Consider the following 15,209-nt stretch of genomic DNA (forward strand, 5'->3'; position numbering starts at 1 on the left):
CCACTTATTTGGGTACCTATGAAAAAAATACTTGTAGCGCTCTCAGGCGGCGTCGATAGCGCCGTAGCGGCCTTACTTCTAAAAGAGCAAGGCTACGACGTCTCAGGGGCCTACATTCGCACTTGGATGAATGAAGAAATGCCACTGGCTGACTGCCCGGCACAGCAAGACATTGAAGACTCCCGCTCGGTGGCCCAGCACTTGGGCATCGATTATGAAATCGTCAATCTAGTCAATGAATATAGGGAACATGTGGTCAACTATCTGGTAGACGGCTACCAGCGCGGCATCACACCCAACCCAGACATGATGTGTAATCGAGAGATGAAATTTGGCATCTTTCAAAACTACGCTCTACAGGCTGGATTCGACGCCATCGCCACTGGCCACTATGTACGCAAATGCGACAACGCCAACGGCTCACAGGATCTACTGGAAGGCTTGGATAAAAATAAGGATCAAACCTATTTCCTCGCACTATTACAACAGTCTCAAATCCGGCATGCTCTCTTCCCGGTCGGCGAACTAAATAAACCCGATGTCCGTGAACTCGCGCAAGAAAGGAAGCTTCCCAACGCATTGAAGAAGGATAGCCAGGGCATCTGCTTCCTTGGGGATATGAATATTCGCCGCTTCTTGGAATATTATATCGATGATAAACCCGGCAACATCGTAACTCCCGAGGGCAAAGTGCTAGGACGCCACCGTGGATTACACCGCTACACCACGGGCCAACGACGTGGCATCGGCATTCCCTCCAATACCGATAACGAATTTTATGTCGTGACTGCCTTGGATATGGAGCGAAACGAACTGGTGGTTGCCTTTGATCGACCCGACTCCCCCGGCCTGTTCACGCAAGAAGTCGAAGTATATGGCCTGAGTTTCGTCAATCGATGCATTTCAGAACCCTGCCGCCTACTCGCAAAACCACGCTACCGTGATGCGTCGCAAGCAATCACCTATACACCGACCGGAGACAACCGAGCCAAAGTTTCCTTCGATGTGCCCCAGCGCGCCCTCTCGCCAGGACAAATACTGGCGCTCTACGATGGCGACAAACTACTGGGTGGCGGATTTTATCAATAGTGCTAAAATTACAAGCCGTAGAGCTCCATATTCACACGCATTACATTCAGACCGACCCCAGAAAGTTCGACCCACTCCACCACCTGATAGCCGCCCACCCCGAGATTGTAATCCTCCAGGGCCTCGTCATAACTGAAATGACTTCGTCCAGTCAACTTTGCTTCATACGCAGCAACTCCACCATACACGCGGCCAGAACTACCGCCCCCGCTTAAGATAACTTCAGAATTCGGCGCATAAATCGCTGCTGCAAGAAAACCATTTCCCTGCACCCGAATCTGCTGTTCTCCGACCTCATCATGAGTGCCAAAGATGAGCAGATTGGACGGTATTTGACTATCATTGTATATGCCATTCCCGGAAATATCGACATCGCCCGCAGCGTAGATCTGCAAAGAGGCTCCATTCGCAATGTACACTAATGCATTGCCAGAAACTTTCATATCCCCGGTCACCACAATTCTTGAATCGCGCATTACATATAAGACACCTCGACTCATAGAAAAAGAACTCAATAAATAATCTCCGCCATTCATATACCCCCAACTTGGAAGGCTGGTAGATGGGGCATTTAAACTTGGCGCCTCCACTGGAGGAAACTCCGCATAAAAATCTGTTGTGATACGACTCCAATCAATCACGCCAGGATTCTCATAACTGGTCACCGCTCCTTGTGGTCCAACATTTGGAGCCCCGCCCCCAGTGGCAACATAGCCATAAACATCTGCATTCCCAATGTTGATCGCATCACTTTCCACTGAAACGGTCGCCACCGTGATCTCGGAATTCCGATTGCCGAGCCCATACCCCCCGACACGGGAATCATAACTATCGAAGGTCACATGACTTCCCTTAAGCACAATTCCCATTTTAGAATTAAAACCATTGCGAAAAGGATAAAAACCTCCGGAAAGTGCCACACGTATCTGCTTAGTCACGCGACCGGACACATGTCCATTCGCCTCTCCCTCACTAAAGATCTCTGGCGCTGACGTCGTCGGATCAAGAATCACGACCCGAATGTATCCCTGAATATTCCCGCCTAAATCATAAGGACCAAATTCACGCGACCAATAACTGCGCCGATCACGATCCACCCCAGTTCGCCATCCACTATTGTCTCCCTGATTTAAAGCATAAATTGCATGATCCACGCCGCCTTCAGCCAAATTAAAACTCGCCCCCAACAAAAAAGCACGCGTTGAAACACGATAATCAGAACTGGCTAAAAATAAATAGCTGCTCATTAACGTCACCACCACAAAGGAAAAAATCAAAGCCGTCAACAATGCCGAGCCTCGCTGACGCGAGCCAGCTCCGACGGACTCATTGGCATGGATGAAATGACTCATTATTAATATAGACTTATTCCGTAACAGCTCGATTGCGCATCATGAAACGAGCGGAGATAATGTAATCTGTGGCCTCAGTCCTGGAAACCACTCGTCGCAATGCCGCATCAATTTGCACACTTTTAGCTGAGAGTAGTAACGACTCCGTATCAAATGGAAGCGCTTGTCCAAGAGGGTCAAAGAAACCAAATGTAAAGCCTTCCACCCCATCCAACAAGATTTCATTGGAGCGAACCACCCCATGTTGGTCACGTTCAACACGACTAAAAATTCCGATATCTGAGTCATAGTGGTAGGCCACGCTATTCCCATTATAAAAAGCATTTTGCGGAATAATCACACGAAGTTCATCCTGATTGGCAACCCACACATCCTCGGCTGCACGCACATCACGCGCAAACAACTCCAGAGCAATGCGACTCTGACGGCTCATTTCCGTGTAAGCTGCCACCCCCTTCGAACCCGAAGCAAAAACCATAAAGGTAGCAACCATCGACGTCATCACAATACCCAGCAATGCAACGGAGACCATCAGCTCTACCAATGTGTAGGCTTTACGGGGGAAAACATTTATTCGGACACAGCGCATGATTATATTGCCCGGTAAAAATAATCATTGACCCCGCCTCGGGTAAAAAATGTGTGGTAACGCAGCGTCACTAAACGACCACGATCATTCTCATAACTCACAATCACGCGCACCTGACGCACATCCTCGTTGACCTCAGTAATCCACCGGCGCACAACGTACATATCATAGGCAGAGGTATCAAATTGTGTATCCACTTCAATCGCCACATTCTGCGGCAAAGCCGTCAACTCATCCCATGACAAAGTACGCAGCGTCTCAATTTCACTCTGCAGGATCTGCGATACTCGAGTGTAATTGCGGGAATCCTGCAAAATATCAAAACCACGCCGCACACCTGACAAGCCGCCGGCAATCACCATTGTAAAGATACCAATAGCCACAATCACTTCAGTCAGCGTGAATCCACTGTATTTACAAATGGTACGCGCAGTCATAAATCGTGAACAACCGATAGGCGGCCTCTGCAATGCTCCACACTAGATACTATTTGTAGGAAATTCAATGTATTCACCTTCAGTGAGTGTCGATAAAAGTTCAGGTTTTGGTTTGCATCTCGAATGAAGCAAGCATTTCTCAGGCACAATTCTCAAGTAATCTCGCATTATAAGTTTCTGACACCTGTGCACGGGCACATCCCCCCAAAAAAACATAAGGGAATCACACTGTATTCACCTGTAAAGCCCCTAAAAAAAAATTCAAGGCCAGCACTCATTTATCCCTCAGAATCATACATTTACATTTAACTGATAAATAATTAGTAAAGCGTCTTCCGCGAAAGAAATCAGAATCGACTTGCCGCATATATTATGAGAGGTCATGCGCTGGAATGTACTGTCTAAACCAAAGTAGAAACAACTCTACAACCCCGGATACTCACTTAGGCTTCTCTCTAGTCGAAGTGGTGATCTCGCTGTTCATTCTCGCGCTTTTTGTATTAGCCTTCACCAAGGGCCTGACCTATACAAAATACACAGCCGAGGATAACCTTTACGAGACCACTGCGCTAACCGTGGCCGTAAGTACCATTGAGCAAATGAAAAGCACACGCCTCAATCTACTGGAAACACCGCCGACAAAAGATGGTAAAGCAATCTTCACCATGATTATCGAAGGCGATCAGCAACAAGATCTATTTCTGGATGTACCAAACACCCTGCAAGTTCCAATCGTCACTGAAAAAAGCGGAGCAATCGCTAAAACAATGGATTTAGAAATTACTCCATCAATTCAAGCGATGAGTGGCGCATCCGGATACTGGCTATCGATTCGCTACGCCTATGAGCACCCGAATACAGGGCGCGTGCGCGAGGCGGCCATTCACAATGCTCGCAGTACGGTCCCCACCCACTAGTTTTATATGAATCTCTCAGCACACGCTCACTCGAAAGCTGGTTTCACTCTTACGGAGATCATGTTTGTCAGCGTAATCTTAGGCTTTATCTCGATTGGTTTAGCTACTTTTATGTTCAATTCAACCCAGGGAATGTTCTGGGCATCGAACAAAGCTCGTATCACCAATGATGTTCGTAATTTTACTCTGCGCATCAGCAAAGAAACCCTCGGAGCACGTACTGGCATCGTCTACAAGAGTTTTAGCACTGAGGATCGCGATGACCTCAGCGACCAGAAACAAAGCGGCGAAACGGGGGATTGTCTGGTCCTCGTTTACTACGACCCCTACCCTGATATAGACGATCCTCTGCACTATACCAAGCTCGTAGTATTCTTCCGCAAACCCGATAGTGACGGCCTGAGCCCAGTTTATCGTGCCGAAAAAATATTCTCCAGCCCACAGGAAATCGACACCTCAGCAGGCAACAATCATTTCGAAGACTTCCTGGCACACTACTTTGCCGATGATAGCGACACACACCCCGTCGTGCTCGAACTATCACGTGGACTTGCCGATGGCAAACTATTCAGAAATTTCGGCAACAACACATTTGTCGTCAACGGAGAAATCCTACATGGCAACGAGGTAAAAGAAGTCACCAATACCTACAATTTAACCATATCTCCCAGAGGCTAATAACTATGAAAAGCAATCGACAACAAGGAAGCGGGCTCTTCCTGGTCCTGATCATCGCCACCGCACTTGGTATTGGCATTTATTCAACACTTGACCTGGTTCAGGGTGAATTTCTACGTAACAAAAAGGCAGCAGCCTACCACGAAGCAAAACAAGCAGCTGAAAGTATTCTACAGGCCAGCATAGCCGATCTAAAAAATCGCTTTGAAAACCAGAGTGCATTCCCGGTAGACTCACTATCCCCCTCTCGAAACCCACTTTATATCTCAGACGAATTTGTACAAATTCACAGCGAGGAGGATTCACTCAGTAACCTGATCCTCCCGGCAATCACCAAATACAGCGCAGCTGCACAATTTAACACACAGGCAACCGAAGTCATAGGTGGCCAAGTCCCTCCTGGCGACTGGGTCTATATTGATCCACGCATACCGGGGAATCAATTCGACGAACTGGCCGGCACACGGGTATTTGAGCGCAATATTGAAATGATCAGCAAGGCCACCGTGAATCGCGCACAAGTGGGTGAAGCAACCGTTTACGCTCGCCAATACCTACAAGTTCGCGATGCGCCACTGTTCGCGTATGCGATTTTTTACAACGTACCACTCGAAATCGCTCCGGGACCACGTATGGACATTTATGGAAATGTACACTCCAATACTGATTCTTGGTTTCAATCGGGTGAACAGCTGAACTTCCACTCCAAGGTCACACTCGCTGGTCAGCTCTACCACGGTCGTCACCCCGACTACGGACGCTCGGCAAGCTACAGCCCCGTGCGCATCGCTGATGCCAGTGGAAAATTAGTTAATCTGAAAAAGGATGGCACCTGGCCAGAAGACAGTGCCGCCGACTTCTCTGGCTCATGGCTCACCAGTAGCGAAGACAATTTCGCAGATTTAGCCGATCAGGTCTTCGACGGAAATCTCCAAACGCAGGACCACGGTATATTGTCACAAAATCCTGTCGGCGTCAGCGATTATATCGAAGACACCAATCCCTCAACCGATAAAAAGGAATCCTTCAACAGTGCCTACAACCTGATTCAACCCGTGCTTAAAGAAACGGAATTAGCTGTGCCTTCGCAGACAGACGACCCTGCCGGCTATGAAGCAGCCCTCAAACTCAACGAGGTTGAACAACAGAAATTCGCCTACAAGGCGGGCCTCGTCATCGAAGTCGAAACCGATGGGGACATCAAATACTACACCTACAATCGTAACAGCGACGGCAGCCTAAAATATAACAGCTCCGGCACCCCACGCACACGCACCTTGGAACCGTCTACAGATTTCGCCACCTACAAGAACTTCGCAGAAGAAGATGGCGATGTCACCAGTGGCTTGCACGACAAGCGTCAAGCTGAAGATCTCGATATCATTGAAATCGACATTTCAAAACTAAAAGACTTAGTGCACACCAATGATAAAAACGACTGGGGAGGCAACGCAGACAGACAAACTCCTGAAAAATGGTGGAATGGCGTCGTGTATGTCGCCTTCCCTCAAGAGGAGACGACTTCCTCCCGAGACGACAACGTCAATCCAGCAATAGGTGGGCGCGCGGTGAAACTCATCAATGGTGACATTATTCCCAACCCCGAATTTGCCCACGCCACCGACACCTACGGCATGACACTGGCCACCAATCAGATGCTCTACGTCGAAGGTCACTACAATGCCGATGGTGATTTAAACACAGGCTCCCCCACAACTCCAGACGACCCAAGCACCTTTGGCCAGGAAGGCCATGAAGCACCAGCAGCCCTCATCGCAGATTCAGTAACTTTCCTGAGCGAAAGCTGGACAGATGCAGACAGCATTCATGAATTAAGTGATCGTCGGGCCAGTAACACAGAGGTCTCCGCAGCAGTTTTAACCGGTCTGGTCCCTTCGGGAGAAACAGGCTCAACCAGCTACAGCGGAGGCGTGGAAAATTTCCCGCGCTTTCTGGAAAACTGGAATGATATCACTATTCAAATTCGTGGTTCACTCGTGGCTCTCTTTGAAAGTGAGGTTGGCACGCGCGGATGGGGATACGGAAACGTCTACAATGCCCCTCGACGCGAATGGGGCTTCCACTCGAAATTTGGCGAAGGCTACCTGCCCCCCGGGACACCGAATACTCGTCGCTACCGCGGTATTGACTTCCAACTGATCAACGAAGCCGAATACAGCAGCCACGTCTCACGACTTAAGAGCTACTTCTAAAAACTCCTTAGCTATGCCTCTCCAGCCCCTTGCCATACTTGTAATTGCGACTATCCTAGCCAGTCTTCAACTGACCGCAGACACGGACAAATCCACGGCCCATAAGAGCTATCCTGCGATCCCGACGTCTGCATTACAACCGTATCAAGTTTCCAGCTACGAAGAAACCTTGGAAACAATGCGACTGCCGCGCCTACGTCTGATCGGACCGAAGGTGCTGCAAATGGACCCATTACCCGATTACCACTCGGTGCCTACACATGGTGAATGCTCCACTCGCTTGGTTATTGACCAAACTCAGAACTTCAAAATCGAATTTCTAGCCTTCTCTACAGCGCACTTTCCACATGCACTCAGTGATGCGACCTTAAACCTATACTTACAGGGCATGCAACTACGCCAGACTCCAGAAAAAGCTTTTACAATACTGGAAGAATCAGCCTTCACCGAAAACGGCCGTTCGAAATTTCGGATCTTTGGACAACGTGCAATGACGATACGCTACAGTGTAAAAAACGATGCACAAACATTGGTGTGTGGTGAAAACTGGATAGAGCGTGGCGGCAACATATACATCGTGCGCATTCAAGCGCCAGCACACGTCTTTGCGTCACAATTTAAAGAAGCCCGTTTGGCCTTCAACTCCCTACATGAGGTAAAGTAAGCACAAAAGTCAGCCACATTCCGCTCGATTCTGAGTTGCTCCTGCGCCAAAAGCAGGTAGAATGGTGGTTTATGGCAACAAAGAAACTATTATCATGGAACGTCAACGGCCTGCGTGCGGTTTTGAGAAAAGGCTTCCTCGACATTTTAGCAAGTGAGCAACCGGATGTTATTTGCCTACAAGAAACTAAAATCTCAGACGATCTGATCGAGGGCTTCACCTTTGAAGACTATCCCTATGTCTACTGGAACTGTGCCACTAAAAAAGGTTACTCTGGCACCGCAATACTATCCAAAACCAAGCCGCTCTCAGTCCAATACGGCTTAGGCATCGAGAAACATGATAATGAAGGCCGTGTCATCACTGCGGAATTTGAGGATCACTACCTAGTCACGGTTTACACTCCAAATGCGCAAAACCATGACAAAAATAAACGCCCACGCCGTCTCGACTACCGAACCGAAGAATGGGACGTCGATTTCCTGGCACATGTAAAAAAACTGGAAGCATTCAAACCAGTCATCTTCTGCGGCGATCTCAATGTCGCACACACTGAAATCGATATCTCCAACCCCAAAACCAATAGTAAAAACGCAGGCTTCACCATCGAAGAGAGAACCCGATTCGATGCAATTTTGGAAGCAGGTTTCATCGACACCTTTCGCCTATTGCATCCCGCCGAGATCGAACGCTACAGCTGGTGGTCCTACCGTGCGACCGCACGGCAAAGAAACATCGGCTGGCGCATTGACTACTTTTGCGTCTCCAATTCATTGCGTGAGCGCATCGCTGATGCCGACATTCTCGATCAAATTATGGGATCTGATCACTGCCCGGTCCTGCTACAATTAAAATAATCCCCCCCAGTGGGCTACTATGTTTTCCGACAATTCGCATCAAACCATTCATGCACTTGGAGAGGTCGAGCTAATCACTGCCATCGGCAAATGGCTCGGGCCGGTGTCCCCCCCAAGCCCGACTGGCATGGGAGACGATTGCGCAGTGATGGATACCTCGAATATTGGCCGTCAGTTATTCACAACCGACAGTGTTAGCTATGGGCGCCATTTCGATAACAGCGTCCCGCCCTCAGCAGCCGGAGCCAAACTAATCAAACGCAACTTAAGTGACATCGCAGCCATGGGCGGCCACCCAGGCCCAGCGCTCCTCAATCTGCTCTGCGCACCAAACCTACGAACCGATTGGCTACAGGATTTCATGTCAGGCATACGACAAACCTGTCAAAACTATCAGGTTTCTATAGTGGGGGGCGACATCGGCACCTTACCAGCAGGACAATTTACAGCGGCCCTTAGCCTAACAGGGCAGATGCACGTCGCGCCTCTCTTACGTAGCGGCGCCGAAATCGGCGACGCAATCTACGTAACTGGAACCCTTGGAGGCAGTATCTACCAAAAACATTACAACTTCACCCCAAGGCTGACTGAAGGCCAGTGGTTAGCTCGAAGCAATTACTGCAGCTCGATGATGGATATTACCGACGGCATCGCCAAGGATCTCAACGCGCTCCTCCCACAGGGAAGCGCCGCACACATCTACCTTCCATCTCTCCCGCTATCACTTGATGCGCATCGTCACGCCCAAAAAACCGGGGAGACAGCGCTCAAACATGCATTTTGCGATGGTGAAGATTACGAACTGCTCATTACAATCAAAAGCGAAGCGCAGCTATCGAAATTAGAGTCCGAGTGGAATGCACGCTTCCCACTGACTCCTCTCACTAAAATTGGTGTGATTGCCACACGCCAGAATGATGCGCTCTATCTAGATGCCTCCACTAAAGAAGCCTTGCCATGGGTGAAGGGTTTTGAGCATCTGGTCTAATCATGATCGATCTACTGGAGCAACTAAAACACGGCATTCGCTCAAAAACAGCGGCTGAAACAGAAGTCCTGGCGGGGCGTCTGGTTACATATCTACCCGCAGATGCAGTATTAGCACTCCATGGTGATTTGGGCGCTGGCAAAACAACCTTCGTGCGTGGTCTGGCCCGCGCATGGAATATAGAAGAAGCCGTCACCAGCCCCACGTTTAATCTCTACACGATTTACCACGGTGACCGTCAACTAATCCATTTAGACGCCTATCGACTCGAATCCGGAGCCGATCTCGACGCCCTCATGATCGAAGACTTCTTAAAGTCACCTTGGTGCTTCGCCGTAGAATGGCCAGAGCGTATCCCCGACGCCCTACCTGAAGATACCTGGCACCTTTACCTAACCATCAACGACGATCAAAGCCACCAAATACAGCTTCGCTAACACGCCCTCCAGAGCAACAGCTAGCAACTCCCTATTTTAAAGCTCGTCGCGCCCTCGCAAAAACTGCCTTTACCTCACTTAAGCTTTGCTCCGGACCAAAGCGTATCGCTTCCAAATCGGCCACGACTTGCGACTGAATTCCAGCAGCCTTTAATAACTTTAACAAGCGGCTGGCTCGCCGACGGACCGGATCAAGCTTAAACGGCCGGCGCAGCATGCGGAATAACAGTCCCCATAATAAGTCACGCATACGCCAGAGCCCATACACCGCAGCCCCCACAACTATGATCAATATAATCGGCAGCATACTCCCCAAATTCAATGGACGCGTGAACCACATCTGTATCGCAGCACCCCACTCACGCAAGACCTGCTTGATTGCTGTCATATAAGCCCGCAGGGTATCCTTTAAATTCAACGCTAACTCAACCTGATCTCTCTGCTCGAAATTGACAATGCGTCGATACCACTGGATGCGCAAGCTATCGATCCAGGCGGCCCATCCAGACTCCAATACCATACTTCCCTGGACAATTAACTCAGGATCACTGGAACCACGCCCTGGAGTGGGATCAACACGCAGCCAACTTTGGGTTGCGGCATCATAAATCTCCACCCACGCATGCGCATCTCGATTACGCACCACGAAATAATTCTCCAAGGTGTTCCATGTTCCTCCTGCATAGCCAACCACCATGCGCGCAGGAAATCCGGCCTGCCGAGCGAGTAAAATAAAAGCACCCGCAAAAAGCTCACAATGCCCCTGGCTCCCGGTTTCCAACCAAGACACCACAGGGTCTCGATCAAACCGATAGTCCATATCCGGACGCAAAGAATAGGCAAACTGCTCCCAGAGATAATCCGTGACAGCTCGACTATAAGCCAACACATCCCGATCAGCCTCTCCCACAATATTTCGATTAATCTCTTCTAATACCTCAATCGAATCCTGCCTCAGATTCAAATCCAGCGTCGTAAACGGATAAGGCAGCGATGCATATTCATCCACTCTCTCAGGTGGAGATGGTTCCAATAAAGCATCGCGCTCCTCATCACTTGCCGCAAAACGAAGATTAAATTGTAAATCCTCAACCTGATACGAAAACACATTTTGTCCTACAGAATCCAGTGCCAGAACATGCAAGTCTGGAATCAATTCGATAGCCTGAAATTTCTGAAAACGCAGCCCTACATAATCCCCTGGCAACGGAAGGTAACGACTTATCCCACCCTCCATATAAAACGTCCAAAGCGCACCACTGCGTTGCAGTAAAGGAATCACAGGTGAGCGCAACTCCCGACTCTCCTGAAAAAGTCGAAAAGGCTTCGTCCTTAAACTTGGTGAAACACGAAAACGTCCACCCTCATACTCATCCAATACCAGCATCCGCCAATAGGGCATCGCACTCACTGCATCCAAAGCAGGCACATCGATTCGCAAGGCCACCCGGTTGTCCTCTTGAATCTCACTCACCTCGCCCAAAGCAACTTCCTCACTGAAGCCAGATCTTGCTTTAGAGTTCAACTCCATAAAGGGAATCGCCCGATGCATGTCGAATCGAGGCGTCAAAATAAATAGTAAACTCGAAACAGTAACTACTAGCAAGAACATCGCCGCGCAGAGCACAACCATCCGAAAATCTAGTACGCACCAGACACGGCGGATTAATTGAGACCATTCAAAATGCTCCCAATCAATCAAACATGGCGTCACATCCTTGCCACGGTCCAAAATACAAATCACGAACAATAAAGCCATCGCCAAGGGGGCAAAAATAAGTATTTGGAATGCAAACAAGAGCGAAACGGTCAATACCCCCGAAATAACGACACAGAAAAGACATAACAAAATTAGTTGCTTGTCCTCGCGCAAATTACGCGGTGCCAAAATCCGATAAATAAGCAGCAGCACCACCATCCGCACCAGAGGCGGAATAAATGCGGGCATGTGCAGCATAAAATCAATACCAATAAATAATAGAATCATTGGCCCTGCCCAACGCCACACCAGCGCAGGTATACGTGCAACCCAACGTGGGAAACAAAAAGCCACTGTCGCCACTGCCCCCCCCATCAGCAATATCGACTGACTCCCAATATCCAAGGCAGCCAACGACCAAAACGACAGTATCGCGAGCAATACACCCATCAGTTGCTTGACTTCATGCAACTCTCCGAGGCTAAGCCTGACCTGCTTGCGTCCCATTGACATAAATAGATACACCGCGCTCCCCATACGGTCTAAAAGTAATCATATTACGACGACCGACACTATGCTCGCCGGGCGGCGTCCCCGCACCGGACACAGGTTCTAAGCGTGCAAGCTGATCAAAAAAATCATGCAACTCACGCAAACCGCGTATCCGAATCCACGGTTCCTGTCCAACGCAGGCACTTTCCAATCGTCCTACATGGAATAGATCCTCTGCCAAAGCACAGGCAGCTGAACACAAAGTCTCAATCTGAGCCCCATTCCAAAGCTGCTCGATAGGATCCAGCCATAAATGAAAGCCACTCTCTCCCTCCTGCGCCAATTGACGCACCATCAGCTTGTTCATTCGAGCCGTCGCTTTCCAATGAATCAGTCGAGGCGAATCGCCCATCTCATAAGTTCTCACATTCAGCAAGTCATTCCCCACACCTGCCTGATGCCGTGCCACCCCAGTCTGATAACGCCGCCCATGTGCAAGTGGCAAAAAGCTATATTCAATTCGCTCGGGCCACACCCACACTGCTGCTTCAGCCGTATCTTCGATCCCCTTGCTCAGAAAACCAAAGGGGAATTTCGATTCGACTCCATGTAAATAGACGCTTAATCGCCCCCGCTGCACTGGAACAAAGGTCCACTCTAAGGATGCAATATCACCCGCAGAAATGGCATGTTTCAAATACAGTAGATGCATACCATCACGACTGCTCACCCGAAACGCCATACTCATAGTGGGAAACATCCCCTTCTCATTCTTCAACACGATTTCTGCCATCCCAACTTCACCAACCTGTAAATGCTGCGGTGCCTGTAATGCCCAACTTAATTTCCGAAAATTGACCACAGATAAAATACCACTTAACACCAGACTGCTCAGTAGCATGGAAAGCGTCATAAATAGAATGTTACTGGAGGTATTGTACGCCGCCGACCCGATGCCAAGCGCAACAATCACTAACATCCAGCCAGTCAGTGTCAGCTTGGTCTGTTGCATCCTTCTCGGCAAAATCTGCCGCAGGAACAAAGGGATTAAACGACGCTCATGCTGCCGCCCTTCCATAAAAAAATCAGGATCCGTCCAGTCGTGCCAACGACGCATTTCTATCTGACTATCCACCATCGAATACTCAGACCGGCTCGGCCACACGCTCGCTCAGTTGCGTCAACAAGCCCTCAATAGAACGCCGCTCTTCCAACGGATCTGACATCGATTTACGCAAAGCTAAACGATGGGCAAAGACAGGCTGCAACACGTCCTGCACATCCGTGGGCAACACAAAAGCGCGCCCCTGCGAAAGAGCAGCTGCCTGTGCTGCGACCTTAAGTGATAATGTGCCCCGCGGACTGACTCCAGAGCGGAAGGCAGGCTCCTGCCGCGTGGCAGTGACCAACCGAACCATGTATTCCGCGATGGTGTCTTCAATGTAAACCTGTCGCGTGTACTGCTGCAGTTCAATAATATCTTTGCGAGATACCACTGGGGTTGCCTCCAGATGATCGTAGTGCAGATGACCACCTTTCAGTATATCAAGTTCGTATTCAAAATCCGGATACCCCATTTCCATGCGCATCAAAAAGCGATCCATTTGGCTCTCAGGCAATGGGAAGGTGCCCTCATAATCGACCGGATTCTGTGTCGCAATCACCATGAATGGCGGCGGCACCGTATAAGTCTGACCATCAACGGACAATTTGCCACGCCCCATAACCTCCAGTAGGCTCGACTGTGTTTTAGGTGTCGTTCGATTAATTTCATCAGCTAAAACAATATTCGCAAAAATGGGCCCACGTTTGAACTGGAAATCTTTCGATTTCTCATCGTAAATCGACACGCCAATAATATCAGAGGGCAGCATGTCACTGGTAAACTGGATCCGAGAGAAAGAACAATCTATCGAGCGCGCCAAGCAATAAGCCAGTGTCGTCTTTCCCAAGCCCGGTAAATCCTCGATCAACAGATGCCCCCCCGCCAGCAAACAGATAATCGTACGATCTACAGCAATCGTTTTACCACGTATCGTGCGTTCGATATTGGCTCGCAGCCGATCAACAGTCTCAAGGGCTCGTGGAGCTGGAATCACAGTAGTATCAGACATAATCCAGAAAGTAGGAAACTTTTTACAAGAAGGCAATCAGTAGAAAGCTTTTCCGACAAAAAGCACAAGTTGCTGCCTAATTTTAACTGAGTGAATGATGACTAAAAACCCTCGACAGTCACAACGGCTAAAAACTTAATCTTGATAATCGCTACCACACATCACACGCATGCACACTGTTTACATCATCGAAGACGAGGAAATTCTGCAAAATCTACTATCCACCTTTCTTGAAACAGTACTCCCCGACATTCAACTGCTGGGGATGACAGGCGACGGAAGAGAAGGCATAGAGCAGTGCCTAAAACTAAGGCCAGACCTGGCTATCGTAGACATTCATCTCGCAGAGATCAGTGGCTTGGAAATTCTTCAACAACTGAAGAGCAAGCTACCTCAAACCAAAATACTGATCTTTTCCGGCAACACCGCCCACCAAAGCATCAAAATCGCAGTTCAAAGCAAGGCCGACGGCTTCATCAACAAGATTTCAGGACTCGCAGAACTGGAAAAAGCCATTCAGGCGGTCACCCGGGGTGAACAGTATTTTAGCCCCGAAATCTATGATCAGGTCGTTCGCATACGTGAAGCGAAGCGCACGGGCCCACGTAGTCCTAGTCTCTAATTCAAATTTTAAGTAAAAAATTCCACTTAAGTGACTAAAGTGTTACAATAAGCAGTGAAAC

15 protein-coding genes are annotated in these 15,209 nt (G+C 49.0%); 9 read left to right on the forward strand and 6 right to left on the reverse strand.

The window, feature by feature from the left end:
- The first annotated feature begins 18 nt into the window (after nucleotides 1–18).
- Nucleotides 19–1,089, forward strand: a complete 1,071-nt coding sequence (mnmA, locus tag QEH59_RS02885) for a tRNA 2-thiouridine(34) synthase MnmA (protein WP_308983859.1) — start codon at nucleotides 19–21, stop codon at nucleotides 1,087–1,089.
- Nucleotides 1,090–1,097: 8 nt separating this feature from the next.
- Here mnmA and QEH59_RS02890 read toward each other — a convergent pair whose 3' ends face one another.
- From QEH59_RS02890 to QEH59_RS02900, 3 genes are read right to left on the reverse strand one after another with little or no spacing between them, the layout of a single operon-like run.
- Nucleotides 1,098–2,441, reverse strand: coding sequence for a DUF7305 domain-containing protein (locus QEH59_RS02890; RefSeq protein WP_308983860.1), 1,344 nt, complete (start codon nucleotides 2,439–2,441; stop codon nucleotides 1,098–1,100).
- A gap of 13 nt (nucleotides 2,442–2,454) precedes the next feature.
- On the reverse strand, nucleotides 2,455–3,030 hold the full coding sequence (locus QEH59_RS02895) for a PilW family protein (RefSeq protein ID WP_308983861.1): 576 nt from the start codon (nucleotides 3,028–3,030) through the stop codon (nucleotides 2,455–2,457).
- 2 nt (nucleotides 3,031–3,032) lie between these two features.
- Nucleotides 3,033–3,467 (reverse strand): type IV pilus modification PilV family protein, encoded by a 435-nt coding sequence (locus tag QEH59_RS02900; protein ID WP_308983862.1) that lies wholly within the window; start codon nucleotides 3,465–3,467, stop codon nucleotides 3,033–3,035.
- 392 nt (nucleotides 3,468–3,859) lie between these two features.
- On the opposite strand from QEH59_RS02900, the gene QEH59_RS02905 reads away from it, so the two are divergent.
- The 7 genes from QEH59_RS02905 (at nucleotide 3,860) to tsaE (ending at nucleotide 10,221) form a co-directional block, all read left to right on the forward strand.
- A complete protein-coding gene (locus QEH59_RS02905; RefSeq protein ID WP_308983863.1) occupies nucleotides 3,860–4,384 on the forward strand; it encodes a type IV pilus modification PilV family protein in 525 nt (174 codons plus the stop codon).
- Nucleotides 4,385–4,390: 6 nt separating this feature from the next.
- Entirely contained in the window at nucleotides 4,391–5,062 is a 672-nt protein-coding gene (locus tag QEH59_RS02910; protein ID WP_308983864.1) for a type II secretion system protein, read from the forward strand.
- A 5-nt stretch (nucleotides 5,063–5,067) separates the two neighbouring features.
- On the forward strand, nucleotides 5,068–7,275 hold the full coding sequence (locus QEH59_RS02915; protein ID WP_308983865.1) for a hypothetical protein: 2,208 nt from the start codon (nucleotides 5,068–5,070) through the stop codon (nucleotides 7,273–7,275).
- A gap of 13 nt (nucleotides 7,276–7,288) precedes the next feature.
- Nucleotides 7,289–7,939, forward strand: a complete 651-nt coding sequence (locus QEH59_RS02920; RefSeq protein WP_308983866.1) for a hypothetical protein — start codon at nucleotides 7,289–7,291, stop codon at nucleotides 7,937–7,939.
- Between the two features lie 71 nt (nucleotides 7,940–8,010).
- Entirely contained in the window at nucleotides 8,011–8,796 is a 786-nt protein-coding gene (locus QEH59_RS02925) for an exodeoxyribonuclease III (protein WP_308983867.1), read from the forward strand.
- Nucleotides 8,797–8,815: 19 nt separating this feature from the next.
- Nucleotides 8,816–9,784, forward strand: coding sequence for a thiamine-phosphate kinase (locus QEH59_RS02930; protein WP_308983868.1), 969 nt, complete (start codon nucleotides 8,816–8,818; stop codon nucleotides 9,782–9,784).
- A gap of 2 nt (nucleotides 9,785–9,786) precedes the next feature.
- Nucleotides 9,787–10,221, forward strand: coding sequence for a tRNA (adenosine(37)-N6)-threonylcarbamoyltransferase complex ATPase subunit type 1 TsaE (tsaE, locus tag QEH59_RS02935; protein ID WP_308983869.1), 435 nt, complete (start codon nucleotides 9,787–9,789; stop codon nucleotides 10,219–10,221).
- A gap of 31 nt (nucleotides 10,222–10,252) precedes the next feature.
- On the opposite strand, the gene QEH59_RS02940 is transcribed toward tsaE, so the two are convergent.
- From QEH59_RS02940 to QEH59_RS02950, 3 genes are read right to left on the reverse strand one after another with little or no spacing between them, the layout of a single operon-like run.
- Entirely contained in the window at nucleotides 10,253–12,433 is a 2,181-nt protein-coding gene (locus tag QEH59_RS02940; protein WP_308983870.1) for a transglutaminase TgpA family protein, read from the reverse strand.
- Nucleotides 12,402–13,529 (reverse strand): DUF58 domain-containing protein, encoded by a 1,128-nt coding sequence (locus QEH59_RS02945; protein ID WP_308983871.1) that lies wholly within the window; start codon nucleotides 13,527–13,529, stop codon nucleotides 12,402–12,404. The genes QEH59_RS02940 and QEH59_RS02945 overlap by 32 nt, the downstream gene beginning before the upstream one ends.
- A 28-nt stretch (nucleotides 13,530–13,557) precedes the next feature.
- Entirely contained in the window at nucleotides 13,558–14,526 is a 969-nt protein-coding gene (locus QEH59_RS02950) for an AAA family ATPase (RefSeq protein ID WP_308983872.1), read from the reverse strand.
- 169 nt (nucleotides 14,527–14,695) lie between these two features.
- Here QEH59_RS02950 and QEH59_RS02955 point away from each other — a divergent pair, with 169 nt between their 5' ends.
- On the forward strand, nucleotides 14,696–15,148 hold the full coding sequence (locus tag QEH59_RS02955; RefSeq protein WP_308983873.1) for a response regulator: 453 nt from the start codon (nucleotides 14,696–14,698) through the stop codon (nucleotides 15,146–15,148).
- Nucleotides 15,149–15,209: the final 61 nt, after the last annotated feature.

This window comes from Thalassobacterium sedimentorum, assembly GCF_031127905.1.
GTDB classification, from domain to species: Bacteria; Verrucomicrobiota; Verrucomicrobiia; order Opitutales; family Coraliomargaritaceae; genus Thalassobacterium; species Thalassobacterium sedimentorum.

What these genes read in the sequence shown, in the direction of transcription:
- mnmA (WP_308983859.1), top strand. Translation starts at nt 19, where the DNA reads ATGAAAAAAATACTTGTAGCGCTCTCAGGCGGCGTCGATAGCGCCGTA.
- QEH59_RS02890 (WP_308983860.1), bottom strand. Translation starts at nt 2,441, where the DNA reads ATGAGTCATTTCATCCATGCCAATGAGTCCGTCGGAGCTGGCTCGCGT.
- QEH59_RS02895 (WP_308983861.1), bottom strand. Translation starts at nt 3,030, where the DNA reads ATGCGCTGTGTCCGAATAAATGTTTTCCCCCGTAAAGCCTACACATTG.
- QEH59_RS02900 (WP_308983862.1), bottom strand. Translation starts at nt 3,467, where the DNA reads ATGACTGCGCGTACCATTTGTAAATACAGTGGATTCACGCTGACTGAA.
- QEH59_RS02905 (WP_308983863.1), top strand. Translation starts at nt 3,860, where the DNA reads ATGTACTGTCTAAACCAAAGTAGAAACAACTCTACAACCCCGGATACT.
- QEH59_RS02910 (WP_308983864.1), top strand. Translation starts at nt 4,391, where the DNA reads ATGAATCTCTCAGCACACGCTCACTCGAAAGCTGGTTTCACTCTTACG.
- QEH59_RS02915 (WP_308983865.1), top strand. Translation starts at nt 5,068, where the DNA reads ATGAAAAGCAATCGACAACAAGGAAGCGGGCTCTTCCTGGTCCTGATC.
- QEH59_RS02920 (WP_308983866.1), top strand. Translation starts at nt 7,289, where the DNA reads ATGCCTCTCCAGCCCCTTGCCATACTTGTAATTGCGACTATCCTAGCC.
- QEH59_RS02925 (WP_308983867.1), top strand. Translation starts at nt 8,011, where the DNA reads ATGGCAACAAAGAAACTATTATCATGGAACGTCAACGGCCTGCGTGCG.
- QEH59_RS02930 (WP_308983868.1), top strand. Translation starts at nt 8,816, where the DNA reads ATGTTTTCCGACAATTCGCATCAAACCATTCATGCACTTGGAGAGGTC.
- tsaE (WP_308983869.1), top strand. Translation starts at nt 9,787, where the DNA reads ATGATCGATCTACTGGAGCAACTAAAACACGGCATTCGCTCAAAAACA.
- QEH59_RS02940 (WP_308983870.1), bottom strand. Translation starts at nt 12,433, where the DNA reads ATGTCAATGGGACGCAAGCAGGTCAGGCTTAGCCTCGGAGAGTTGCAT.
- QEH59_RS02945 (WP_308983871.1), bottom strand. Translation starts at nt 13,529, where the DNA reads ATGCGTCGTTGGCACGACTGGACGGATCCTGATTTTTTTATGGAAGGG.
- QEH59_RS02950 (WP_308983872.1), bottom strand. Translation starts at nt 14,526, where the DNA reads ATGTCTGATACTACTGTGATTCCAGCTCCACGAGCCCTTGAGACTGTT.
- QEH59_RS02955 (WP_308983873.1), top strand. Translation starts at nt 14,696, where the DNA reads ATGCACACTGTTTACATCATCGAAGACGAGGAAATTCTGCAAAATCTA.